General features: G+C 41.2%; 22 protein-coding genes and 1 pseudogene. 11 read left to right on the forward strand and 12 right to left on the reverse strand.

Annotated elements, in window-relative coordinates; translation table 11 throughout:
- Positions 1–98: 98 nt before the first annotated feature.
- Positions 99–1,100 (reverse strand): cupin domain-containing protein, encoded by a 1,002-nt coding sequence (locus tag RI844_RS10310; protein WP_405054484.1) that lies wholly within the window; start codon positions 1,098–1,100, stop codon positions 99–101.
- Positions 1,101–1,151: 51 nt separating this feature from the next.
- Positions 1,152–1,892, reverse strand: coding sequence for an SDR family NAD(P)-dependent oxidoreductase (locus RI844_RS10315; protein ID WP_348394592.1), 741 nt, complete (start codon positions 1,890–1,892; stop codon positions 1,152–1,154).
- 118 nt (positions 1,893–2,010) lie between these two features.
- Here RI844_RS10315 and hisD point away from each other — a divergent pair, with 118 nt between their 5' ends.
- From hisD to RI844_RS10335, 4 genes are read left to right on the forward strand one after another with little or no spacing between them, the layout of a single operon-like run.
- Entirely contained in the window at positions 2,011–3,285 is a 1,275-nt protein-coding gene (gene hisD / locus RI844_RS10320; RefSeq protein ID WP_348394593.1) for a histidinol dehydrogenase, read from the forward strand.
- 3 nt (positions 3,286–3,288) lie between these two features.
- Positions 3,289–4,296, forward strand: coding sequence for a LacI family DNA-binding transcriptional regulator (locus tag RI844_RS10325; RefSeq protein WP_348394594.1), 1,008 nt, complete (start codon positions 3,289–3,291; stop codon positions 4,294–4,296).
- A 17-nt stretch (positions 4,297–4,313) separates the two neighbouring features.
- On the forward strand, positions 4,314–5,021 hold the full coding sequence (locus RI844_RS10330; RefSeq protein ID WP_348394595.1) for an alpha/beta fold hydrolase: 708 nt from the start codon (positions 4,314–4,316) through the stop codon (positions 5,019–5,021).
- A gap of 31 nt (positions 5,022–5,052) precedes the next feature.
- On the forward strand, positions 5,053–5,820 hold the full coding sequence (locus RI844_RS10335; RefSeq protein WP_348394596.1) for an HpcH/HpaI aldolase family protein: 768 nt from the start codon (positions 5,053–5,055) through the stop codon (positions 5,818–5,820).
- A gap of 407 nt (positions 5,821–6,227) precedes the next feature.
- On the opposite strand, the gene RI844_RS10340 is transcribed toward RI844_RS10335, so the two are convergent.
- Positions 6,228–7,241: an ester cyclase gene (locus RI844_RS10340; RefSeq protein WP_348394597.1), complete on the reverse strand. Its 1,014-nt coding sequence runs from the start codon at positions 7,239–7,241 to the stop codon at positions 6,228–6,230.
- 170 nt (positions 7,242–7,411) lie between these two features.
- Between RI844_RS10340 and RI844_RS10345 the strand changes: the two genes are divergently transcribed.
- Positions 7,412–8,380 (forward strand): ester cyclase, encoded by a 969-nt coding sequence (locus tag RI844_RS10345; protein ID WP_348394598.1) that lies wholly within the window; start codon positions 7,412–7,414, stop codon positions 8,378–8,380.
- A gap of 77 nt (positions 8,381–8,457) precedes the next feature.
- Here the strand turns inward: RI844_RS10345 and RI844_RS10350 are convergent, their stop codons facing one another.
- The gene (locus tag RI844_RS10350; protein WP_348398339.1) at positions 8,458–9,468 is read right to left on the reverse strand and encodes a nuclear transport factor 2 family protein; all 1,011 of its coding nucleotides are present in this window, start codon (positions 9,466–9,468) and stop codon (positions 8,458–8,460) included.
- Between the two features lie 259 nt (positions 9,469–9,727).
- On the opposite strand from RI844_RS10350, the gene RI844_RS10355 reads away from it, so the two are divergent.
- Genes RI844_RS10355 through RI844_RS10370 form a run of 4 tightly spaced genes read left to right on the forward strand, consistent with a single transcriptional unit; the run spans position 9,728 to position 14,257 of the window.
- A complete protein-coding gene (locus RI844_RS10355) occupies positions 9,728–11,338 on the forward strand; it encodes a sodium:solute symporter (protein WP_348394599.1) in 1,611 nt (536 codons plus the stop codon).
- A gap of 17 nt (positions 11,339–11,355) precedes the next feature.
- Positions 11,356–12,474, forward strand: coding sequence for a nuclear transport factor 2 family protein (locus tag RI844_RS10360; RefSeq protein ID WP_348394600.1), 1,119 nt, complete (start codon positions 11,356–11,358; stop codon positions 12,472–12,474).
- Positions 12,467–13,330 carry a nuclear transport factor 2 family protein gene (locus RI844_RS10365; protein WP_348394601.1) on the forward strand — a complete coding sequence of 288 codons (864 nt, stop codon included), beginning with the start codon at positions 12,467–12,469 and terminating at the stop codon, positions 13,328–13,330. The genes RI844_RS10360 and RI844_RS10365 overlap by 8 nt, the downstream gene beginning before the upstream one ends.
- Positions 13,331–13,336: 6 nt before the next feature.
- The gene (locus tag RI844_RS10370) at positions 13,337–14,257 is read left to right on the forward strand and encodes an amidohydrolase family protein (RefSeq protein ID WP_348394602.1); all 921 of its coding nucleotides are present in this window, start codon (positions 13,337–13,339) and stop codon (positions 14,255–14,257) included.
- 90 nt (positions 14,258–14,347) lie between these two features.
- Here RI844_RS10370 and RI844_RS10375 read toward each other — a convergent pair whose 3' ends face one another.
- From RI844_RS10375 to RI844_RS20280, 3 genes and pseudogenes are all read right to left on the reverse strand, one after another.
- Positions 14,348–14,644, reverse strand: coding sequence for an ester cyclase (locus RI844_RS10375; protein WP_348394603.1), 297 nt, complete (start codon positions 14,642–14,644; stop codon positions 14,348–14,350).
- Between the two features lie 327 nt (positions 14,645–14,971).
- Positions 14,972–16,840 carry a TonB-dependent receptor gene (locus RI844_RS10380; protein ID WP_405054485.1) on the reverse strand — a complete coding sequence of 623 codons (1,869 nt, stop codon included), beginning with the start codon at positions 16,838–16,840 and terminating at the stop codon, positions 14,972–14,974.
- 42 nt (positions 16,841–16,882) lie between these two features.
- Positions 16,883–17,362, reverse strand: a pseudogene (locus RI844_RS20280) (TonB-dependent receptor plug domain-containing protein); the annotation flags it as partial.
- 421 nt (positions 17,363–17,783) lie between these two features.
- On the opposite strand from RI844_RS20280, the gene RI844_RS10385 reads away from it, so the two are divergent.
- The gene (locus RI844_RS10385; RefSeq protein WP_348394605.1) at positions 17,784–18,971 is read left to right on the forward strand and encodes an MFS transporter; all 1,188 of its coding nucleotides are present in this window, start codon (positions 17,784–17,786) and stop codon (positions 18,969–18,971) included.
- Between the two features lie 259 nt (positions 18,972–19,230).
- On the opposite strand, the gene RI844_RS10390 is transcribed toward RI844_RS10385, so the two are convergent.
- The 5 genes from RI844_RS10390 to RI844_RS10410 all read right to left on the reverse strand — a co-directional run bounded on the left by RI844_RS10390 (position 19,231) and on the right by RI844_RS10410 (position 25,294).
- Positions 19,231–19,593, reverse strand: coding sequence for a hypothetical protein (locus tag RI844_RS10390; RefSeq protein WP_348394606.1), 363 nt, complete (start codon positions 19,591–19,593; stop codon positions 19,231–19,233).
- A 142-nt stretch (positions 19,594–19,735) separates the two neighbouring features.
- Positions 19,736–20,329: a lipase family alpha/beta hydrolase gene (locus RI844_RS10395; RefSeq protein WP_348394607.1), complete on the reverse strand. Its 594-nt coding sequence runs from the start codon at positions 20,327–20,329 to the stop codon at positions 19,736–19,738.
- 48 nt (positions 20,330–20,377) lie between these two features.
- Entirely contained in the window at positions 20,378–23,515 is a 3,138-nt protein-coding gene (locus tag RI844_RS10400; protein ID WP_348394608.1) for an efflux RND transporter permease subunit, read from the reverse strand.
- Between the two features lie 5 nt (positions 23,516–23,520).
- Complete coding sequence (locus tag RI844_RS10405) at positions 23,521–24,768, reverse strand: efflux RND transporter periplasmic adaptor subunit (protein ID WP_348394609.1); 1,248 nt, start codon at positions 24,766–24,768, stop codon at positions 23,521–23,523.
- Between the two features lie 163 nt (positions 24,769–24,931).
- A complete protein-coding gene (locus tag RI844_RS10410; RefSeq protein WP_348394610.1) occupies positions 24,932–25,294 on the reverse strand; it encodes a YacL family protein in 363 nt (120 codons plus the stop codon).
- A gap of 144 nt (positions 25,295–25,438) precedes the next feature.
- On the opposite strand from RI844_RS10410, the gene RI844_RS10415 reads away from it, so the two are divergent.
- A complete protein-coding gene (locus tag RI844_RS10415) occupies positions 25,439–26,155 on the forward strand; it encodes a hypothetical protein (RefSeq protein WP_348394611.1) in 717 nt (238 codons plus the stop codon).
- The last annotated feature ends 46 nt before the right edge of the window (positions 26,156–26,201 follow it).

Raw genomic sequence — 26,201 nt, forward strand, 5'->3', positions numbered from 1 at the left:
CCTTTATGTGCTAGAAATACCCCGAGTTACGCTCTGCGGTGAATAACGATTAAATGAGCGGCAGACTCAGTTTAAGTTTGCCGCGACCTCCACATCAACTAAACAAATTTAGGTGCTTGAGGCTTATCGTTACGACGGGTAATGTATAATATACATTCTTGTTCACCGGTTTGGGCAAAGCTACGGGTAGCGCCAATTGGCGTGGTAAAGGTGTCCCCTTTGCCAAGCACTACCGATTCGCCATCGACACTGATCTCAACCTGGCCCTTTTGGATGAAAATAACTTCTTCTTCATCACGGATATGAGCAGGAACGACGGCCGCCGGCTGCATTTTTAATCCTCGAACTACGAATTTATGCGACCAGTTTAACTTTCCAGCAGGCAGGTCTTCGGCAGTATTTTCCGGACCAACCAAAGCAACTTCTTCTACTCCGTCAAATTGTGCCAGAGCATTATTGCTTGTCCAGTTAAATGTATCGGTGCGCTGCACGATAGACTCCATCGCTTCACTGTCAACCACACGGTGCTGAGCAATTTGTTCTGCAGAAGTAACTGGCATCAATTTTTTACCTGCGGGCACGCTTTGCCCAAGTGTCGTATCAACCAAACTGCCATCTTCCATTAGGATCAGGCCATATTGGTCGGCAAGGTCGAATACTTGTGGTGCCCATAACACTCGGCCAGGATCATCACCGCCTAACACTGCATGCAAATAGCCGATGTCATCACCAACATTTTCAAAGCCGCGAAAAATATCCATCGGGATCGAGATAATATCTCCTTCGGTTAACACAATTTTACCGTCATCGGCATTAACCCCGCTAATAAACGCCCAGGTACCACTATGCACAACAAACACTTCTTCGGTTAGATGGCTGTGCTGTGAGTTTAAGCAACCGGCCGGTTGACGAGCTCCGCCAATATTAAAGCCATGGGGGATCGAGATATGGACATGCTGATCTGGGTTTTCAGCAACTCCAGGGCCGATCAGAGTAAAGTTTTCTTTCTTGTCACTGCCAGGACTGCGAGTGTCGATAAAGGCATTGGTACAAGGTTTTAAATCAGCATATCTGATTAATCTATTTTCGAGTGTCATAATAACTTTCCTATCATAGTTAATTACTTTATTTATCTGTCAGTAACAAACCGCTTAACGAGCGGTCCAGCCACCATCTACTTTAATGCTGGTGCCAGTGATCATCGAGGCGAGATCACTTAATAAAAATGTGCAACTGTTGGCGATATCTTCAACTTTGCCCAGTCGGCCAAGCGGTATCATGTCGAAAACAAATTTCTTAAAGTCTTCATCTTCAAACATTGGAGCGGTCATTGGGGTTAAGACAAAAGTTGGTGCCACAGTATTAACCCGAATATTATGTTCAGCCAATTCTACAGCCATCGCTTTCGTAACCCCTTCTACAGCATGTTTACTCATGCAATACAAGGTGCGATTAGGGGAACCAACAAAGCCCATTTGCGACGACATATTGACGATTGCTGCGCCATCAGCATTTAGCATAGGAGTAATCGCCGCCTGTGAAATCTTGTATAAGGTGCGAATGTTTAAATCGATAACCGCATCAATATTTTCACTACTTTGTCCCTGCATTGGGCCAACACGATTAATGCCGGCATTATTTACTAAGCCATGCAAAATCGGCAAATCTTTAACCCGCTGAAAAAACGTCTCACTGCTCACATCCATAGCCCAGCCGTTAATATTTTCTGGGTACAGGCTGATCAGCTTATCTAAATCTGCCTGAGTTCGGGCGACCGCGATAACATTTGCACCGTACTTTGCAGCCATGACGGCGCAGGCCAAACCGATGCCTTTACCTGCACCAGCCACTAAAATCGTTTTATTGGTAAATAACCCTTTATCAAAGCTCATTGTTAAATATCCTAAAATCACTATTGCATTCGAAGTCATTATTGCGTAGGATTGATTCATATTCAAGCAATTTCTGAAAAATAAACTTGTATATTTCAATTTACCTGGAGATGAAAAAATGATCAGACACTTAAAAAAAGGCAAGCAGGAACAAGAAAAAAAAGAGTTTTTACAACAAGTTAAGACTACTGTCGAGACTATTATCGAAGATATTGAAAATAATGGTGACAAAGCAGTTGCCAATTATTCGACAAAATTTGACAATTGGAATCCGAAGTCATTTAGATTGAGTGATGAAGAAATCAAAGCTTGTTATGCGCAAGTCGAAGACAGTGTAATTGAAGATATTAAATGGGCACAAACGCAAGTACGCAATTTTGCTCAAGTTCAACGTGATTCAATGAAGGACGTGGAAGTGGAAACTTTGCCGGGGGTTACTCTCGGTCATAAGCATATTGCCATGGAAAGTGTCGGTTGTTACGTACCAGGTGGTAAATACCCTCTGGTTGCCTCGGCTCATATGAGCGTGGTTACCGCGAAAGTTGCCGGCGTTAAACGGGTAATTGCAGCGGCACCACCGTTTGGTGGCAAGCCTTCACCAGAAATTGTCGTTGCCATGGACTTAGCAGGAGCCGATGAAATATACTGTTTTGGTGGTGTTCAAGCGATCGCCGCGATGGCTGTTGGTACCGAATCTATTGCACCAGTTGATATGATAGTTGGCCCTGGTAACGCCTTTGTTGCTGAAGCCAAGCGCCAGTTATTTGGTCGTGTCGGTATTGACTTATTTGCCGGGCCAACTGAAACACTGGTTATCGCTGATGACAGTGTTGATGGTGAATTATGTGCAGCAGACTTACTTGGTCAGGCTGAGCATGGACCTACCTCACCAGCAATTTTGCTGACTAACAGTGAAGCCTTAGCCAATGATACCCTGGCTGAAGTTGAAAGACAGTTAACCATTTTACCAACCGCTGAGGTCGCCGGTGCGGCCTGGAAAGACCATGGTGAAGTGATTGTTTGTGACACTTATGAAGAGATGATCGAAGTTGCTAATGATTTAGCCTTTGAACATGTACAGATAATGACGAAGAATATCCCATACTTTAAAGAAAACATGCGTAATTTTGGCGCCTTATTCTTGGGACCTGAAACCAACGTATCTTACGGGGATAAATGTATTGGTACCAATCATACACTTCCAACTCGTAAAGCAGCACGCTATACTGGCGGTTTATGGGTAGGAAAGTTCATTAAAACCTGTACTTTCCAAAGCGCGACAGAGGAAGCATCGGTTGTTGTTGGCGAATATTGCTCAAGGTTATGTGCGGTTGAAGGTTTTGCCGGACATAAAGAGCAGGCAGACATCAGGTTAAGACGCTATAAAGGATAAACATTGACTAAAGATAAAAGAGTAACTTCTTATGATGTGGCACGCGAAGCTGGCGTGTCGCAATCGGCAGTATCGCGGGTGTTTCGACCGGGACTGAGTGTCTCTAAGAAAACCCGAGAAAAAGTGATGACAACCGCAAATAAAATGGGCTACCGCCCAAATGCCATCGCCAGAATGCTGATAACGAAACAATCGGGTATGGTCGCGGTTATAGTTTCATCGCGCGCCAACGTGAATTACCCGGAAGTTCTCTCGCAAGTTAGTAAACAACTTGCGGCTCGTAACAAACGAGTTTTATTATTTACTTTAGACAATGCCGAAGGCGGCGATGAGCTGTTTGAGCAAATATGGACCTTCCAGGTCGATGGCGTTATCGCTCTTGCCGCTCATTTTGATCACAACAGCTTGGATAAGTTTAAGGAACATAAGATACCGGTTGTACTCTATAACCGCAATGTTCCTGATGCGCTGGCAAATACTGTTTGTTGTAATCATGAGTTGGGGATCAAGCAACTGGTTAATGAGCTGAAGCTTAACCAACCGAAAAACTATTTGGTCATTTCCGGCCCCGAAGACTCTGATGTTGCCACCGAGCGCAGAGAGATTGCACTGAAGCAGCTTGAAAAACATGGTGAACAGCAAGTTTCCGTTCTTTACGGTGATTATTCTTATCAGTCGGGTCGTGACTGCCTGGCACAATGGTTAAAATCAAACCCTGCCCCAGATGCCATTATTTGCAGTAATGACATAATGGCCGTAGGCGTGATCGATGAAGCCAGAGAACATCATAATATTGATGTACCCAATGATATGTCAGTAGTAGGTTTTGACGGGGTGTCTTCTTCGTCATGGTTTAATTATCAAATAACCACCATCAAGCAGCCACTTGAGCAATTAACGAAAGCGGCTGTAGATATGTTGTTAGAGCACATTGAAAATCCTGACTCGCCGCCCGAGACGCGAGTCATAACCGGTACCTTAATTGAGGGCAACTCTGTTAAGCGACCTTAATTTAGGTTTACAACATAATGAGTGCGTTACCTATCTTGATATTGCCAGGTACCTTGTGTACCCGGCTTATGTTTGAACAACAAATATCTTGCCTAAAAAAACACTGTGACTCCGTTTCTGTAGTGCAGTTTACAGATGAAGCAAGTTTGGAAGAGATGGCCGCATCGGTTATTGCCGCCACTAAAAATCAACCGGCGGCGCTCATCGGCTTTTCTATGGGCGGTATTGTCGCCATGCAACTTGCCAGAACTCACCCACACTTGATTGGCAAACTGGCGTTAATAAATTCGAATAGCCATGCCGATTTACCTGAACGCAAGGCCGGCCGCGCAACGCAAATTCAACAAGCCCAAACAGGCAAGTTATCGACATTGATTGGCACCGACTTTATGCCTAATTATCTGTTTCAACAGCAACAAAGCTACCGGCAACTCATTGTTGACATGGCATTATCATTAGGTGCAGACTGCTTTGCCGCTCAGGTAATGGCGCTAGAAGACAGAACAGACTCATTAACGGTTTTGCAACGACTCTGTGCTGATATTTTAATTATCGGTGGCCAACAAGATAAAATTTGCCCGCCAGCGCACCAGTTTGATATGCATACGGCGCTACCGAATAGCGATCTATTGCTACTTGGCCAGTGTGGTCATTTTTCTCCGTTAGAGCAGGCTGACAAAGTGTCCAATGCCTTAACTCAATGGTATTTGCAATCTGGTCGTTAAGTGCAAGCAACTAAATTTTAGGAATATTATCATGAATTTAAAACAAGCCTTAGCGGCAAACAAGCCGTTACTGGGCACATTTATCAAAACGCCACATTTTCATAATACCGAAGTACTAGCCCACACTAAGCTAGATTTACTCTGCTTAGACGCCGAGCACGCGGCGTTTGATCGAGCCGATTTGGATACTTGTATTTTGGCGGCAAAATCACAACAAATGCCCGTTGTCGTGCGTATTCCAAACAGCGAAAATGCCACTATATTAAATGCTCTGGATTTGGGCGCTGATGGCGTAGTATTACCGCATATTTTAAATGCCGAGCAAGCGCAACGTGTGGTTAAAAAGTGCTTTTTTGGCCCCGAGGGGAGAGGCTATGCTGGCTCTACCCGTTTTGCCGGATACACCACTAGGAAATTACCAGAAAATTTAGCCGCTAATCAAACAGAAACTTGTGTGATAGCGCAAATTGAAGATATTGAGGCGGTCAACGACATTGATGCCATTTGCCAGGTAGACGGTATAGATTGCATTTTTATTGGACGTATGGATTTAACGGTGGCATTAAATCAAACCGATGCTGCTCACCCGAGTGTTATTGAAGCGGTGCAAAAAGTGGTCGATGCCTGCAAAAAATATAACAAAACCTGTGGCATGTTTGTTGGTGATCTAACCGAGCTACCACAATGGCTAGAACAAGGCGTCAGTCTTTATTTATTGGGCTCTGATCACAGTTTTCTATTGCAAGGTGCTCAGCAACTACAACAAACATTTCAACAGGCAACAACGGCGTCCACTTAGAATATACCAAATTGAATAAATATCTGATCATTTTTGATGGCTAAAGAATTGTATGGAACAATTCTTCTTTGCGAAGCAGTTCTAAGAACCGAAGGAATGGATGCCTGAGATAAAACGAATAACTACTGCTTTATAAAATCCATAAGTACGTAAGCATGGATGCTGCAGGTAGAGCGAAGCAGGATGCCAAAGCCGAGAAAAACTACTTATAAATTTTTAATTCACGGATGAATGAACTTAGAATTATCATGGATGATATAAATTCTGTATGCCTTGTAATTATCCACTTTATCTCATAAAAAAAACCACATACTTAATCAAGTTGGTATTGCAGATAGCAGTACTTTCTATAGGCGTTTTGTCAGCATAATAAGAGCACTCATAGGGTGCTCTTATTATGCCTACAACTAACGACGGGCTTTATTAAACTCTCTCATTCGCGCGAAAACATCCACGCCAAGCTGATGATACACATGCAGTAAATCAACCAAGACCCAATTCTCTCTGAGCAAACCATTTTCACAGCGCCAAAAATCTAGGCTGCGCATGGTAATACTTTGATTTGATGGCGCGATCCCTAACCAACCACCATGACTGATGGTCATTTTCATGCCCGGCCAGGCGGTAAAGCCAACATAATTACCATCAGCAAATAAATATCCTTGCTCAACATCGCCGATGCGATTAGGCATGGCGTTTAAGAATGGAATTTGATGCCAATTGCGAAAGCCCTGAATGCCCCGCCCGGTGCCGATACCGGAAGGACCATACCAGCTACAGCGCGGATGCCAGTATTTATCAAGTTGCATGGCGGCAACCCCACCAACGGCATGTTCACCGAGCGCAACACACATATCATTAACCAATTGCGCGCTCGCCTGGGAATTAATATCATCTCTTGGCATCATCAATAAACCATCTTGTGTGGCCGGCCCGGGTACATGCCATTCACGGCCTAAACTGGGTACCATAGGCCAGGCATTGGCTTGCATCATTAATTCAGGGATATCCCAAATCGCCTGCATTTCCACCACTTGATTATTTTCGATACGGAAGAATTCGTGGAAACGCATCGCAACCTGATGTCCTGTTGGCGGAATATCCAGCCAGTTTTTTTCAAAACTTCCAGTATAATAACCGCAACAGCCAAGCCAGTGACTGCCATCAGCGCTTTCCCCAGCCATTACGATAGTTTCCCTACGCTCCAAATCGGGGATCGCTCGATAAAGCGGTAAATAAGCTTGCTCGAATAGCCCTTGAGCGCCAGCTAAGTCTTCAAATGGAAAGGCCAGTTTCACCTTGGCATCTTTTGCAAAAGCATGCTCGAGCTCACTACTGACGACAGTTTCATCAAAATCATACAAAGCATTACGTAATGGTTGTAACAGTTGTTTATGGGCTAAATGGACATCTTGCGGCATTGCTAACCTCCTGTTTGGCTGTCGTGCATCGTTTGACACAACAGAGTTTATAGTTTTTTTAATTTAGTTTATATTACCACCATTGACTTCGAAGTCAAACAGTATTATTCTGCAAAAAACTTATGATAAATAAATGACCATATCCACGTTTAACCTTTGGAGGAAATGTTATGCAAACCATTACTGATCAGCTGTATCAGCAACTTAAAGCTGCCCCCGAGCAACTACAAAATTTTATTCATGACGATATCAATTGGCATGTAAGTGCGCCGATAAATGATCTTCTAGGCAAAGATGATCTTATCTGCAAATTCTGGCTGCCACTTACGCAAGCATTACCCGACATTGAAAGAAAACCATTTATCAATATAGAAAGCGATTACCAAGGCAGCGCATGGGTGGCAAGTACTGGTTATTTTGTTGGTACGTTTACCAACGATTTATTGGGCATTCCAGCGACAAATAGGACCTTGTACTTACGTTACACTGAACTAGTACAACTTGAAGATGATAAAATCAAAGAATGTTTTATTATTCTAGATTTTCTTGATGCCATGAACCAAGCTGGTGTTAATCCACTAAGGAAAAGTTTAGGGCATGCCGGCTTAGTTATGCCGCCATCAACAATGGATGGATTATCAAGAGAGAATGTAACCATAGCAGAGTCTAAAAAATCTCAGCAACTTGTTGTTGACATGTTAGAAGAGTTAGGTCGATTTGATGGTAAATCGCTGGAAAGTATGAAATTACAAAACTATTGGCACAACGATTTTATGTGGTATGGGCCAGCAGGTATTGGAACCACTCGCGGTATTGATGGCTTTAGAGCAAACCATCAGGGTCCTTTTGTCTTTAGTTTTCCAGATCGTAGTGTTGATCATAAAGCGACATTGATAGCTGATGGTAACTATGTTGCAACAGGCGGCTGGCCGCATATGCATGGTACTCACTCAGTTGGTGGTTGGTTAGGTTTACCACCATGTAATAAAGAATTATCACTTCGAGTGATGGATATTTGGCGCCGAGAAGGTGAACATTTAAAAGAGAACTGGGTTGCAATTGATATTATCGATATGTGTAAGCAAATGGGCTTAGATGTATTTGCGATGATGAAGCAACAATTTACTGGAAAAATCTAATTCCGCATTACACACATATTCATTAAAAGGGGAAGCAAGTTGCTTCCCCTTTTTACTGCACAAATAAATGACTAGCACTAGACTGGATTCTGTAACAAACGATTTCGTTCAAGAATATCTAAACCTTGCTGTTTTAACCAGTAAGGTAAATCAATCAATACCCAGTTTTCCATCAATTTATCGCCTTCACGGCGGTACACATCTACTACCCGCATATCGGCACGTACATCACCGCCAGGTAGACCGAGAAAACCACCAATCGGCGTATTGGTTAAGTTTGGCCAGCCAAAGAAACACGCATAGTTACCCTCGGCATAACGACAAATATGACCATTAAACACTTTATCCTTCAGCCCTTGTCTGAACGGATATGAATGCTGTTCTTGAAATTTGGGGATGGTATAAGTAGCTCCAATACCAGCGGGGCCATACCAAACCATATCTTTGGCCCAGGTCTTTTCGAGTATTTCTGGCGGATAAGTGTCATTTGCGGTTTCGTTTAACTTGCCAAGATCAACCATCAATTGATTAATCAATGCTAAAGTCTTCTCGCCTTCAGCAGGATCGATATCTTGCATTTGAATACCATCATGGGTACGTGGGCCAGGGTAAATGAATGAATGCCCTGTTGATTGTGGAAGTGGGTTGATGCCTACTTGATTCATTAGCCCAATGATATCGATAAAGAAACCTGAACGGATAATTTTGCCATTTTTAATACTGTTAAAGTCAGCATAACGGATCATCGCGACCCTACCTGAGCGTGGTATTCCCAGCCAATCTTGATCAAACTGCACCATGAAATGCCCCATACTGGTAACCCAGTGTGCGCCATCGTTAGCACTAGTTCCTGCCATAAAGACATCCTGACGACGCTGTACATTTTTGAATGCTTGCAAAAATGGTTGCCAAAATGTTTGGTTAACTGCTGCTGGCCCTTTTTGCTCATTAAATGGATGAACACCATACCATTGGCAATCATCGCTCATGTACTGGCTCAATACCGCACCAGTCGTGTCGGAATTAGCCTGCTCCAATGCATGATAATAGGCCTGTATTAGCTCTTTGTTTTGTTGTTCAATCGTCATATCTGCTCCACCGCTGTTTAAAATAACACCATTTATTTGCATTTGAAGTCATTTATAAATTTAATTAATAATAGCTTAATTATTACTTAGACTAGCAAATTGTCGCTATATTTCCGTAATTTAATAAAATTAGCAAATATCTTCTTTCAAATAATTTTAAACAATGCTATTGTTAAATGACTCCGAAGTCAAACTGTATTGCACTATAATGTAACTTGTGCAATCTGACATTAGCCAAAAACGATAAGAGATATTTTATATGACTGAATTTGGAACCCTGAATTGGACTATTTTAATTGTCTATATACTGGCAAACTTATTACTTGGATTTGTTATCAGTAAAAAAGTGAGCACAGCAGATGATTTCTATTTAGGACAAAAGCAAACCCCATGGTGGGCGATAGGTATCTCAGTTATAGCCACTTATGTCAGTGCCATGACATTTCTCGGCGCTCCGGCCTGGGCATACAAAGACGGCTTGTCGGTTATTGCCATTCATTTAAACTATCCGTTAGTGATCATCGCGGTGATCACCTTTTTCTTCCCGTTCTTTTATAACGCCGGTGTTGCGTCAATATATGAATACCAGGAAAAACGCTTTGGCAAAAAAGCCCGAGGTCTGGTTTCCGGGATCTGGCTAATTTCACAAACGATGAGTTCAGCGGCGGTATTGTACGCAACGTCTCTGGTACTCAGTTTTATCACCGGCATCCCGGTTGTCACCGCCATTATAATAGTAACAGTAATTGCGTTGATCTATACCGTAATGGGGGGCATAACTGCGGTAATTTGGACCGATGTTATCCAATCGGGGATTTTGTTTATCGGTGCAGGCATCATTATGTATGCATTGATCGAGAATATGGACACATCAGTAATGGATACCTTAGCGATATTAAAGGAGCAAGGTAAAACCAACCCGTTGAACTTCGATTTGGACTTTACTAATGTGACCACAGTGTGGTCAGGTGTTTTGGCGATGAGTCTCTATCACATCACAGTGTACGGTACCAATCAGATGATGGTACAGCGCACTCTTGCCGCGAAAAACATCGGCGATGCCAAAAAATCTTATTTGCTGATGGGCTTCCTGGCATTTTTTGTTTACTTCTTCTTTATCATTATGGGGATCCTGTTTTATAGCTACTATCAGGGCAAGCCGTTTGAGAACGAGAACACCATCATTCTTGAATTTGCGGCTGATTATGGCATGCCAGGATTAATGGGTATTATCGCCGCTGCCGTGATGGCGGCTTCGATGTCAAGTTTAGACTCGGCATTCAACTCGTTATCAACCGTATCCACCATAGATTTTTACAAAAAGTACTTTAAGCCTGACGAAACAGAGGTACATTATTTAAATGTATCGCGAATATTTACCGTGATCTGGGCAGCTATCATCATTTTCCCAGCCATTTTGTACCATTTACATAGTACCGGCTCTATTTTAGAAGTATTAAGCAAGGTCGGCTCTTACTTTGTCGGCGCACAGCTAGGTATGTTTGGCTTAGGATTTTTCTCCAAGCACGCTAGCGAGAGAGGATTATTAGTGGGTACTTTTGTTGGCGTAATTGCCGTTGCCTATACAGCACTTTATACCGATGTTGCCTGGCCATGGTACGCAGCAATTGGCGCTACGATAAACGTAGTGGTAACCATCATCGCCAGTATAGCCATTGACGGTAAGCAGGAAAATTATTCTCCATATACCGTCAAAGGTCAGATTCAGGCTTTTGCTGACGGTAATAAAGCGACGAAAGAAAATGGCTGGTACTTAGTGCCGGGTAAGGTCGACAAGGTGTGCTATGCATTGTTTGCTTTCTTTATTTTCACACTAATTTTCTTATTCTCCTTTGAGCAATTTATTTAACAGTACGGGTAACAATTATGAGTTCAGAACGTATTAAATCTATCAGCCAGATCCATTGGCAACCACTGACTAAGTTATTGCAGCCCACAGGCAAGAAGCAGCAACAACTATCCGGATTCGATGATGAATTTATCGATATAGTTGATTATATTATTCGCATCACTCACCGGATATGGGAACAAAAAAATGTTGGCCTGTGTTATCAGTACTATGCGGATATTTGTCCGGTATTTACCTTAGGCGGTTACTTTGAGTGCGTTGAACAAGTGGTGCAAAATACCCTAAAAACCATCGCCGCATTTCCTGATCGTAGTTTGATAGGTGAAAATGTTATTTGGAAAGAAGAGAGTGATGGCAGCTATTATTCATCGCATTTGATCACCAGTATTATGACCAATACCGGCAATTCCGAGTTTGGCGCTGCTACCAATAAAACAGGCCGGGTAACCACTATTGCCGATTGTGTCTGCTTTGAAAATAAGATCATCAAAGAATGGCTGGTACGAGATAATAGCTTTTTGATCAGCCAGTTGGGCATAGATCTTATCGATGCCGCTATCAGCTTTGCGCAACTTGTCCCGGATCCACATTTTAATGTCTGGTTTGATGAGGAATACCAGAGAGTGCGTGAAACCAAGCATCGCGCCAACATAGCATTAACTACTGAAAACTGGACTACAGAAAATTTCGTCCAGTCATGGGTACAAACTTTGTTTAATCAAAAACAATTTTCCAATTTGAATGACTTTTACCACGTTGCCGCCTCGCATCAATGGCCTGGCGGAAGGATAGCAACAGGGCTGGCACAAGTAAGTGGCACCCTGATCCAATGGCTAGCTCAATGCCCTGATGCGAAAATGACCGTTGATCACCTTGCTGTTGTGGGCTTTAATGAAGACACCATTGATATTGCTGTTCGTTGGTCAATTGCAGGTACTTATTCGCCACAAAATGAGCGTTTGGCTCAGCTTAAGGACGAGCGCTTTTTTGTGCTTGGCGCCTCACATCTGCGAGTAAAAAACCAGAAAATTGTGAAAGAAGTAACAGTCTTTGATGAAATATCGCTATACGCTAACTTGATCCGCCAATCAGGATGTAATTTACCGTTAGCAGACAAGGAGCCTAGCAATGTTTAATAAATTAATTGAGCTTTACACTAAGGGAGATTTAGCCCAGCTTTCATCCAGTATTTTACATAGTACGGCATGGCAGCAGCACGACTTTACCGCTTATGGCAATATGCAAATAGAAAACCTTTGGCTAAAGAGTCTGGAACAATTTGGTTTCTTGCCGTTAGCAGAGCAGCAAACCGTGCAAGGTGATGGTTTTAGCGCCCTGTATTTTGAATTATCGGTTGAAAATCAACAGTATAGCTTAGCGGTTTCGTTCTTTTTTGAACACAATGAGCAGCATATCAAAAGACTGCGCTGCATAGTTGATACCTTGGCGCTAGCAAAATTACAACAAAACGAGGGCAAACAGATACAGGAGCTGTTACCGACTCCAGATCCGTTATTGCTGAGTCAGTTTGATCACCAGTTACACCCACAAAGTTATCACGCCACGCCGAAAGATGTTTGTGATTTACCTAAGGACATTGACAACATAATGAGTCAATGGTGGAACATTTGGCAAGAAAAACAATTGGCAAGTTTTGCCAGCTTATATAATGACGATTCGCAGATAAAGCTTGCTGGCTCAGCTACCAGTTGCGGCTTTCATCAGTTGCGAAGTTTTCATTTAAAACTTCATAATCGCTTAAACCGAAGTTATTGCCAGTTGGAAAATATATGTTATGACTCTGAGCAAAATACCCTTGCCATACTTTGGCATATTGACGGTGATTACCTAGATGTTGGGGCGACCAAACGCGTTCGAATTCCAATGATGTCGTTTTTGACCATTGAAGATAATAAAATTGTCAAGGAGCAACTTCAGGTTGACTGGCTGTCGTTTACTAAACGCTTCCAGTTACATACTGCAATTATCTAACACTCCATGAGCAAAGACTACAACAGCATCAGCAGCGATTGGGTTGATGCTCATCACCACCTTTGGGATCTCGACAACATTCATTACCCCTGGCTTGCCGCCAGGGGTGAACGGCGTTTTTTTGGTCAGCCGGATGCCATTCGACACAATTATCTGGTTAATGATTTTGTTGCTGACCATCAGGGGTTAGTCCAAAAAAGTGTTCATATTCAAGTGGGCGCCGCTAGAGCAGAGCAACTGAAAGAAACTCAGTTTGTCGAGCAGATGTCTCAGGTTACACTTGCCAAGCTAAATAATCGTTATCCTTCTGCTGCTGTCGTCGCGGTTGATATGTGGGCTGACAATATTGAAGCGTCAATCAATGCCCACTTACAACATAATATTGTCCGCGGTGTGCGCGATATTATTGGCAAAAGCCCGGAAGAAAATAGCAGCTTACCAACATTCAACTCCGCTAAGTTGTTGAACAATTGGAAATTTTTAGCAGAGAACCAGCTGAGTTTTGATCTGCAGCTAACCAGTGAGCAATATGCAGAAGTGCTAGCAACTCTGGAGAAAGTACCAGAGCTTAACGTCGCCATTTGCCATCTGGCATCCCCCTGGGATCAAACCGAAACCGGTTTTAACAACTGGCAGCAGTGGATGCAAAAGTTTGCCCAACTGCCGAATTGTTATATCAAGTTATCGGGCTTTGCCATGTTTCGTCAGCAATTCATTGCAGCCGATTTTCGCAAATACGCCCACAGCGCCATTAATATATTCGGCCCGGATCGCTGTATGTTTGGCTCTAACTTTCCTGTTGATAAACTCTACGTCAGCTACAGTGATTTATTCGCGCAATGGCAAGAAGTTGTAACGTGCTATAACCTGGAAGAGTCGATGCAATTATCTGCCGGCACCGCCACTCATTTCTATCGCTTGTCTTAAACCCTGACTCTAATCCCTTATAAGCTAAATTAGGCTCTGCAATACCCTTTTAGGGCGTTGATTCAGAGCCAGATATTCATTGCTATAGCTTTACGCCCAACCAAGTTGTTGGAGACTGATAGTATCATTCCAGATTTTTGTGGTGTGTTTGATTAAACCATCTTCGAAGTCCATGTGATAGACGAAATCGGCAACGAGCGTTTTACCGGTTGGTGCAACCGGGCCGCCTTCTCCAGTATGTGTTCCACGTAAAACCCCATAACCTGCTACGGAATTGCGAGCTTCATCTTTAGCAAAAAACTTTACTTCATATTGACCATCTGGAATTATCAGCAAGAGGCTCTTCATCCATTCACAATATGCATCCAGGGATGATATGTCAGCCAATGCAGATGTTTGTGATGAAAATGTAGCATCAGGGAGACAGTAGCTGCTACAAATTTACCATCCTTTACCCGTTTCGCAGGCATCAAAGAATTGGTTTGCAATTAATGCCTTGCCTATAAGCCATTTAATTCTCACTAAAAGAGCAAATAATTATGCTAAATGGTATTAAAGGCTATTTGATATTTTTTTCTCATATTTGCGTAGTAGTGATTGAATTTAATTCAATCAAAAAAGGTTCATCACAGCCTTGGGGAAAAGCTATGATGAACCTAAAAAATAACCGGAGTAAAACTCCGGTTCAAGCGCGAGCTATCTAATTGTCATACTTTAGAAAGTATATTTCAGGCTTACTCCCCACGTTCTCGGGTCATTCCAGTTAGCCTGAACTGAGTTTGCCGGTTTACCAGAAACGATTTGTGAATGCACAACCGCACGAGTGAGTACTTCTTCATCAGTCAAGTTCTTCACAAAGAAGTCTACTTGTACATCCTCTTGAACAATCCAGGTCAGTCTTGCATCAACAATTGCATGGCCATCAACTTTTGCTTCAGGAATGTTAGTATCAAAAGCATAGTAATCATCACTGTATTGCACTTGTAAATGCGGGATTAAGAAAGAATCGTTATCTAATTCCACTTCATATGTGATACCAAGGCCGACAGTATATTCAGGAGACATCGCAGGAGACCAGCCAGCAAAGCTGAATTGGCTATTGTTGTCATTAATGTCTTGACGACCTTCAAAGTTGCCTAAACCTAATAGTGGTCGTAATTGTGAATTACCAACCGAGTAATCATCCGAGAATTCTGAATCAAGTATCGTAAAAGTACCTGAAATTGACAAGGCATCTGTTGGATACCATAACGCATCAAGCTCTAAACCTAGTGTATCTACATTGCCGCCATTTTCATAATATTCAAATGTTGTTTGTGTACCTGCTTCAACACACTCAACAATTGTCTCGCCCGAAGTCGCGTCGTTACACGCAACAGCGAATAATTGTGCTTTCACATCCTCATATTCATTCATGAAGGCAGACACATTCAAACGCATGTCGCCGTCAAGTAAGGTACTCTTGGCACCAATCTCATATGAGATTACTTCTTCGTTGTCATAAGTCGGTTCAGCGCCACGTGAAACAACACGAGTATCATTGGCACCACCAGTTCTCATACCCGTTGCCGCAGAGGCATAAAGCATCAAGTCATCACTGTGATCATACTCAAATGCCGCCTTCCAAAGTACTGCTGAATCATCCCAGTCTGGAATGCTATCACCAGTAAAAGTTTTTTCATCATAGTTATAACGTAAACCACCAACGAGTCGCAAATCATCTGTTAATTCGTAACGGAGCTGACCGAATACTGCGTAAGAATCTACCGTGTGCGGATCATGGTTTGGGTTACCCCAACTTGGCACACCGATTGAGTCAGCAATATCATCGCCCGTGGTATCTTCGCGCCAAATCCACTCCCAATCGGCTTCTTGATCATAGTAATACAAACCAGCAATCCACTGCAGTGGACCTTCGTGGTTCGACGAAAATTGTATTTCACTGGAGATAGTTTCTTGATCATCCTGACGACCGAAACCACCAACAAAATCTAAACCACCATCACTATAGTCATTGTCGTAAAACTGTTTCCCGCTTAACTCAGAGTAGTTTGACGTCCATTTAATGTCAGCAAAATCGGTATACCATTCAAAAACCGCGGTAGCAGAAAAGGCTTCTTGTTTATCTAATGAAAACGCATTGCGATAAACATCATATGGACCTTTATCATCACGCTGTGCATCACTTGGTTGATAAATATGACCAGGAGTAACTGAAGCTGTTGGATTGAACACTCCCGAACCAGGAGTGGTTTCTGAAATTTGGTAACCGGCAATTTGTTGATAACCCCAAATAGCCGATGAGTTATTATCTTTCTTAGAGTAATCGAAACGGAAAGTGGCGTTAAAGCTTTCACTTGGCTCGTAGCGCGTTACCGAGCGCAGGTAAAATTGATTTTTTTCACGAAGATCATCTGAAGGCCCGTCTAATACGTGGTTCTCAATATAACCATCGTGCTTGTCTGATGCCATGACAAAGCGGGTTGCTAAATTGTCGGCCAACGGCAGGTTTAGCATACCTTCATAAGCGGCGCGGTTATATGCACCGTGGGTGATTTTAACATTACCTTCGATATCATCCATTACCGGACGATTAGTAATCACATTAATACTACCAGCAAAGGTATTTCGACCGTACAATGTCCCCTGTGGGCCACGTAATACTTCAATGCGTTCGATGTCGACAAAAGCTCCCATACCCGCAGTAGTGGTTGGTACATAAATACCGTCCTGGAAGATACCAACAATTTGTTCGGCAATACCCGTGCCAGCAACGCCAACTTCGTTGGTACGCGCTCCACGCATAGCTGGACGAACTTCGCCACCTGAGCTGCCTACTTTTAAGCCGGGAACGACTTGTTGTAAGCCAGTTATATCTATGATCCCGGCCCGTTCAACATCGTCAGCTCCGAGAGCCGTTATCGATGAAGATACTTCTTGCAGATCTTGAGAATGTCTGTTTGCAGTAACCATGATTTTTTCAATTTGATGGTCATCGTCTTCTGTAGCTTGTTCTTGTGCAGCAACCGATTGACCCATCAAAATATTAGTAATGGCCAACGCGATCACTGTTTTCGAGGTCTTTCTTAATGTAACTGGCATCATGTGTAAATCCTCTTTCCTTATTTCTATGTGTTAGTACATAAATTGTAATGAAATTTTTAATTTTTATGGGTCATGTAATAGTTTTAATTGTGCCCACGCTATTATTTGTACTCCGGAATCATTTTGATGTCAAGCAAACTTGTAAATAAAATGTTATAAAATGGTTGTCAAACAACATCAAAAACCACAAGCCAAACAAAAAAGCCTACATTACAGATACTTATACGTACAACATAAAAGCACCCAAACTTAGACTTACGACACAAAGTAATGACTCCGACGTCACCAACTTACAATTTTATGTCTTTTAACCAATGATGGTCCTTATATTTTCGATTTTTATATTAAAACATGATCAACATCAATGACTTCGCAGTCACAAGGAATATAATGCTTATAGCATTTTATTTTTGGACTTGCGATGAGCATTCAAACTAAAGAAAAACAAAACGTGGTCACTATCATCGCCTTGCTAGCCAGCTTATTTGCACAAATGCAGGCCATTAGTTTATTAGGCATCAGCATTCCTTTAAGTTTGTCAGCCACAGGCGCAGGCGTTGACAGCATTGGTCAGGTTATGGCGTTATACTCGATTGGTCTGGTATTGGGCAGTTATCAGGGTAAGAGAGTAATCGCGCGTGTCGGCCATATCCGTGCATTTTCAGGATTCGCCGCTATCGCGACGATGGCAGCAATTATTCACAGTTTGACCAATAGCGTGCTGATGTTTGCCTTGCTGAGAATTTTAAGTGGACTGGCAGCAGCAGTGATGCTGGTAGTGATAGAAAGCTGGTTCAATTCGTTAACAATAAATACCAACAGAAGCCGGTTACTGGCGATCCATCAGATCATCTTTTATCTGGCGATGGGCAGTGGCCAATTATTGATTAATGTCGTGCCTGGGCAAATAAATTTCGCATTTTCAATTGCCGCATTGTTATCTTGTCTGGCATTAATCCCGATGACATTGGTCAGAATTGAAAATCCAACAATATCGCAAGTGTTGCCAATAAGTTTTATTGAGCTTTTTAAAATTGCCCCTTGCGGCATCCTAGGCGCCATTCTTGCTGGCAATGCCATTGGTACGGTATTTAATCTTTCACCGATATACGCGCAGCAAATGGGCACGTCGACTCTAAATATATCTATTTTTATGTCTGCCATTATATTTTCCGGGGTGTTACTACAGCGTCCCATAGGCAAACTTGCTGATAAATACCCACGAGAGTATATACTCTGCCTACTACTAGGGTTGACACTTATAGCTTCCTTACTGGTACCAGAATTTAGTAGTACACTGCCATTACCTGTACTTGGCATCATGGTTGGCGCACCAATTGCCTGTTTGTATCCAGTAAGTGTGGCGACTGCCTACGCAAACTTACCTAGCAATAAGGCTGTCGCCTCTAGCAGTGCTTTACTCCTAGCTTATGCCATTGGCGGTTTTAGCGGACCAATTCTAACTTCGTTCGCCATGGCCAGTTTTGGTAGTCAGGCATTATTTTACTATTTAGCACTCAGTTGTTTGCTCGGTATGGCAGCCACTATTTTCTTTGCCTTTGGCAGTAAGCTGGGCCTGTTATTCAAGAAAAAGCCTCATATAAAATGAGGCTTTCATTTAGATTTATATTGGGGCAAATCTATGGCCCATAGCCTCGTAGAAGTATGAACTTAATGTCAGCTGTTTGATCGAAAAGTTGAACTTCACATATGGGGAGGCTTAATATCTTCTGTGCGAAGTTAGAGGCCATTTGCCATTCCCCGAAAAAACTACAACACAGTGTTCATCATTACTACCCTATTCAGAGCAAGGTCAGCAATTAAACAAGGCGGCGTAAGATATATACGCCGACTTTTATCGTAAGCAGTTAAAGAGTGGTTCTACCAGGGCCAAGTAAAGGGCAAAGGAAGAATTTATCTCCTTCGTTCATCATACCGTCATCAGTTAGGTCAATCCACCAACGCCCGCCAAGGTGACCGACTTCTCCAGGGCCAAATTCTGTGGTTAAGCCATTCATAGTTGGAATTAGTTGCTGAAATTTACCATGCATAGGTAAGTCGCCCAAGGCAATTGAGTCATAATAAAGCCCTTGTGAGGTGACAAAAACAACAGGTGCTCCTTCTGCGTTACGGCCTTTGTCACGGACTTTGTCACCAGCTAAAGCCGAATGACTCACAATTATTGAACTACTTAACAGAACTAACGTACCTATTACTTTTAAAAATTTCATTTTACTCTCCATACATTTGTTGAATTAATTACTTTTTGAGTATGGATAACTTAAATCACGACAATATCACGAGTTCATCACGATTTTATAACAAGTCAAACGAGTGGGCTAAGTTGCAACAGTTTGTTCAGAAAAAACTGACTTATGATGAAAAGCGAGATGCTTTTTGATGGATAATTCTCACTACTTCGCGTGAATAAACCATTGAGGTATGGGACTGTTTTACTATGATATGTTCAGTCATGCCAGGAATTTGAGTTTCAGCAATACTTACAGTGCCATCAGACTCTTCAATTTCTTCCCCCCATACGCGATCAAGCAAAGGTCTTGCACCTAGCTTGACATTACCAGCGATAGAAATTAAACGCTGCGGTACTGGCCATGATTTTTGAAACTTTTTAGGAAGCAAACCAAATTGCACAGCAGAACCTAGTAATTTGTCTATTTTGAATTTTTCCATATCTTTGGCAATTCTTGCACCTTGATGAGGAGTGCCAATGGTGATCACTAAAGGAACTTTTTCTATGGAGACTTTTTGAGTAAATAAATACTCAGTGATCACTAAACCACCAAGTGAATGGCCAAGCAAAATTGCAGGTCCATCGCCAACTAGTCTATCTACAGTTTTAAATAATCTGGCTTTGTCTGCTTTTGTGCTTGGGTAGGAAATATTATCAACTTGATAACCTAAAGTTTCTAAACGGTTTGCTAACGGCGCCATAATGATTTTATTCATAAACAGTCCATGAAGAAGAATTATTTTCATTATTAGCACCTAGTCAATTTAGTTTACATATAAGTTTGATTTTTTACTTGGGCCTTTAATCTTGTTCCTAATATCCTCTCTGATCATATACAGAGATGGTATTAAAAATAAAGTAATAACGGTGGCAAACATAATACCAAATCCTAAAGATATCGCCATAGGGATAATAAACTGAGCTTGTAAGCTTGTTTCAAAGTACAAAGGTAAAATCCCAAAGAATGTGGTTAATGAAGTAAGCAGGATTGCCCGAAAACGTAACATACCTGATTCAACAACGATATCTCGCATGCGCATTCCTGTGCTTTTTGCTTTATTTATAAAATCAACCAGTATCAAAGAGTCATTTACTACAACGCCAGATAGAGCGATGAAGCCATACATCGACATCATATTGACTGTTGTGTTTAGTACCCAGTGGCCAAATATTGCCCCTATTATGCCAAAAGGGATCACGGTCATAATCACTATTGGTTGCGTGTATGATTTAGTTGGTATAGCGATAAGGCCATAGATTAAAAACAACGCAGTAATAGCAGCAAACTTTAATTGTTCAATAAAGTCCTCTTGATCTTTACTTGCTCCTTCCATGCCATATTTAACACTAGGATATTTTTTCAAAATAGTTGGAATGATATCTTCATTAAATTCGGTTAATATTTTTCTCGATTCAACTTTTTCACTATCTATTTCAGCAGCAACTTTAATCGTTCTCTTCTGATTAATACGGGTAATTTTAGAAAACCCTTGGGTTAGTTCTACATCGGCCACTTGAAAAAACGGCACTTCATCGCCACTTGGTGTTCTAACCCACATATTTTCTAAATCAGTAATCGACCGGCGTTCCGCTTTTGGATAGCGTACCATCACTTTAATTTCATCACGCCCACGCTGGATACGTTGCGCTTCATCACCGTAAAAAGCTTGGCGTACCTGTTTAGCCAGATCTGCTAAGGTAATACCTAACACTTCAGCTTCTGGGCGCATGGATAATTTGATTTCACTACTGCCACGACTGAAAGAGTTGCGAATATCAAACACGCCATCAAATTCTTTTAATTTGTTTTGCACTTCTATTGCGGCTTGTTCAAGTTCAACTTCATCCTTGCCATTAAGCTGGAATTCTAACGCAGAGCCACCACCAGCATTTGTGCCAGCAAACAATCTTAACTCTCGCACGCCTGGAATTTCACCAACTTCTTCTCGCCAAAGCTTTTCAATTTCAAAAGCATCCAGCTCGCGCATCTCCGCTTTATTTAATTCCATCATAAAGCCGCCTTGCAGATCGCCGCGAGTAAACACCATGGTATGTTGAATAAAACTTTCACCATTAAAAGTGTTTTTATTCGCCATGTTATAGCCAGAATCGATAACATACTCGAGTGCTTCATTACGCTTTTGCGGTGACGTGCCATCCACCATAATGACTTGTCCCTGTACGAAGTCACTGGGCACATTAGGGAAAACTTCAACTTTAACAAAAGAGCCGGCAATTAAGCCCACAGATAACAATAATATACAAATAAAGCCGGCCATAGTGTTATACCTAAACTCTATGGCTTTTCGTAATGCTGGTTGATATTTATTGGTGATGAAATTGTCAAGCCAAGCTTTAAACTTCAACTGTACTCGATGAACGATATGAGCGTTATTGGGATCAATTTCAGTATATTTCATATGGGCTAAATGTGATGGGAGTATCCATTTAGATTCAATAATTGAAAAGATCAAACATAAGGTTACGACCAAGGCGATTGCTCTAAAAAAGCCAGAAAATGAGGTATCTATAAATAATAAAGGTACAAAAGCAGCAATAGTTGTTAACACCCCAAAGGTTGCTGGCATAGCAACTCGATGGGCACCACGTATAACATTATCGACTGAATGCCCGTTGCGCTGCACTTCGGAATATACACTCTCACCAATAACAATTGCGTCATCAACTACTATTCCCAATACCATGATAAAAGCAAAGAGGCTTAGCATGTTTACCGTAACAGACCATTCACCGAGTAATGGCATCATCATAAAGGCACCGAAAAAAGAAATTGGGATACCCACCATGACCCAAAGTGCTACACGTACTCGCAAGAACAAAGTTAAGATTATAAATACTAACAATGCACCGAGCAGCATATTTGAGATCATCATATCCAAGCGTTCGTCCAGGTAATATGATGAATCGCCAAATACATCAATATTAACACCAGCAGGTAATGTTTTTTGTTTTTCCTTGGCGTATTCCCGAACTTGTTTGGCAATTTCTAAATCATTTTGATCACTCGTCGATTTAACTCTAATACTGGTTGTATTTTTACCATCAAATTGCGCATATCCCTCATCTTCAACAAAACTGTCTTTAACAGTAGCAATATCACCAAGTGTTAATCTTGTGCCATCCTCATTGGTTTTTAGAACTAAATTAGAAAACTCCACGCCAGTGTATGCTTGTCCTTCAGTTCTGATTTGTATATAACCGCCTTTAGACTTTATAGTACCGCCAGGTAAGTCAAGAGAGGAGCGTTGAATTGCTTGACTGATTTCGTCAAATGTCAGACCATATTCAATAAGTTGCAGTTCTGATATTTCCACCGAGATTTCATAATCTCGAATGCCTACAGCTTCGGCGATATTAACATCAGGCAAGGCAATAATATCATCACGTATATCTTGTGCGAGCTCTTGTCTAGTGCGTCTGTCCATATCACCACTAACAGCTACCCACATTACATCCATTTGAAACTCTTGCTTCATTACAAGTGGTCGTTCTATTTGCGCAGGAAATGTTGTGATGGTATCAATTTGCATTTGAACTTCATCCAGCTTTTCTTCTAGCGAATAGCCTGAATTTACTTCAATTGTTACCGTTGCCAAACCTTCAGTTGCTTCTGAGGTTATACGCTTTAGTCCTTGTATATTTTCCAGTTTTTCTTCAATACGCAGTACCACAGATTGTTCAACATCTGCTGGTGAGGCACCTAAATGAGTTACCGTAACCATAATGGTATTAGGGCTAAATTCAGGAAACATTTTTTTGGTAATATTTTGGTAGGAGTATGCGCCCATCACCAGAATAAATACCATCAATAAGTTGGCGGCAACACTATTACGTGCAAACCATGCGATTATACCGGTTAAGCTTTCTTTAATTTCTGTCATCGCGGTTATATCGCTTTTACTTCATTATTAGCAGTCTTGTTTTGCTCGTTTTCAGATAAATCTTCAGCAACTCGAATTGGCATTCCTTCTACTGGAGTTCTCATGCCTGTTGAAATTACTCGGTCAGTATTTGAAAAATTATTTTCAACGTAAACAACTTCGGCATCAGTTCTTACTACATTTACCGTATGTAAACTTAATGTATTATTTTCCTTAGCCAAATACACTGTGCGTGCACCATGCAACACAGCTCTTGGCAGCACAACAATGTTATGTGCGGTTTTACCTTTAATATTGGCATTCACAAACATACCAATTCTTAATTCATTGTCACCTTCATTATTAACTAAGTTATACGGGTCATCAATTTGAGCAACAACATAGTGAACACGCGACTGACTATTTACCACCCCTTCGTATCTAGCAATAAAGGAATCCCACTGCAATTGCTCGCCTGCTTGCACTGATGAAATAGTCAGTTTGCGGCTTTTATTCACTGCTTCGTTTAATTTTGGTAAATCTAGAAATACGATATCTGTTTGCTTAATAGGTAAACGAACTTCAGCAAAATCAATAGCAATGGTTTTGGATAATTGCCCATTTGTAGAAACATACTGTCCAATATCTACATATTTTTCAGTGAGTAAAGCATCATAAGGGGCAATAATTTTTGTACGATTTAATTTTATTTGTGCTTCTTTTAAATCGGCTTCTGCGGCCTTTACATCGGCTTCAGCTTTTTGTAATTGCGGTATTCTTAGTGCTAATAACGGTGCTTCTTCAAGCGTTTTACCGGTCATGCCCCATTCTTGTTTCGCTTGTTCAGCTCTTGCTTGTTCTTGTATTAATTCTGCTTGCATCGAACCTAAGCGAGACTCGGCTTGTAATACATTGACCTCATAGGTAATTGGATCTATTTCCAGCATCATTTCACCTTTAGCAAAATAGCCGCCAACGCGAAGTTTCGGTGAAACGTTAATTATTTGTCCTGAAACTTCTGATATCAAAACTGTTTCTGTTCTTGGCTTCACAGACCCTTGGCTGGCAATACTGAAAGTGACATCACTTGCATTGATATCAATTACATTCACTAAAGGTGGCTTAACATCCAAATCTTTTTTATCTGGCTTTGACGCCATTAACTGCATCGCTCCGCTACCTAAAACACCTACTAAAATGATAAGTAAAGGCATGATAATCAACTTCATTTTAGATTTTTTTACTGGGCTAGTATTTTCATGTAACTGTGTCATTTTGATCCCGTACAACAGAATTATTTTATTAAACGATTACTCTAGAAGGTTTAATAAAGTATTTATTAATTAACAAATAAATAAGTTAAGATAGTAATTGTAAAATAATTACTATGCATTGCGATTGAGCATTTATCTTATTCAGGCCAACTTGGCTATGCTGTTACTGGATAAACTGTTGCCAACTTTTTAGCATAATTTTAAAATCTTCTATACCACAAGTCGCCATTGAATCTTGCTCAAAGTCATCAACGTCATCCAACAAGTGTTCAGGTAGCATACTTTCTATATTTTCAGCATTTGCTTTCACTTCTACTTCACCGTTTTCTACAGTTAAAGTATATTCCTTACCTATTAGATTGTCGGTTTGGACATTAATGCCAGTAATAAATTCAATAACCTGTTCAAGCTTTACCAAATCTTTACTTACTTCTTGTTCAAGCCATGGCGCAAAAGCCTCGTGCCCATAACTGAATTGAGCTAATGGAAGGCCAGTAATAAAGTCAGTTTTGAATGTGTATTCCATGGTTTCTCGACATTTCACCAGTTAGAGTCATACATAGCTTTAGGTGATAAATTTTATTAATATTCAAGCTGATGAAACTTTTTAAGCATTCCACCCTCTTATAGTTAACATTATTTTAACAAAGCAAGTAAGGATACTAAAGCGGTGACCCAAGGTTTATTTACAGCACTAGTTATCTCTATAGTAATACATGCTCTGTTAATCTGGAGCTTTTTAACGCCAGGGATACAAGTTTCTAAAAACATAACCAAACCATTAAAGAAACTTAAAAAGCCAATAAAAAGTTATATTTACCAAGCACCTAAAATTATTGTAAAACAAATAATTGCAGATAAAGAAGAAAAACAATCACCAAGTACTGTAAAAAAAGATTTTGTTAAAGCAGATAAAATTGTACCCGACTTAGTCAATAAAAATAAGCAAAATGCAGAGTTAAATGTTTCTAAAATTGTAACAACCGATGCACAATTGATAAAAAAATCGGCAACAAAAGCGGCACCTAAATTTAACCCATACAAAAGCATCAGCTCATTTAAACAGCAGCTTAACGAAAAAATGATGAGCGATTTTAAAGAACAGCAATTGAATAAGGGTTTCTCGGCAATGCAAACCTTACCCCAAGCCGTCCCCCACAGCACTTTCCATAAAACTGAATTGCAAAAAAAAGCCGAAATGACAACGCAAATAGGCAGTGAGACCTTTGTGAAACAAAATGGCGTATGTACACAAACAACTGATTTATCATCGATTGATGATAATCTAGGCTCGGTCACTTCGTTTAGTGATTGTGGCGAGTCTGATGAAGAAAAATACTTTCGTGAGTTTATGGCAAAGAAGATGAGTCGTTTTAAGAGAAAATAGATCCTGAATAGATCCTGAAATAAATTCAGGACGTCACTAGGGTGAC

The sequence above is a fragment of the Thalassotalea fonticola genome (assembly GCF_032911225.1).
Lineage (GTDB): Bacteria > Pseudomonadota > Gammaproteobacteria > Enterobacterales > Alteromonadaceae > Thalassotalea_A > Thalassotalea_A fonticola.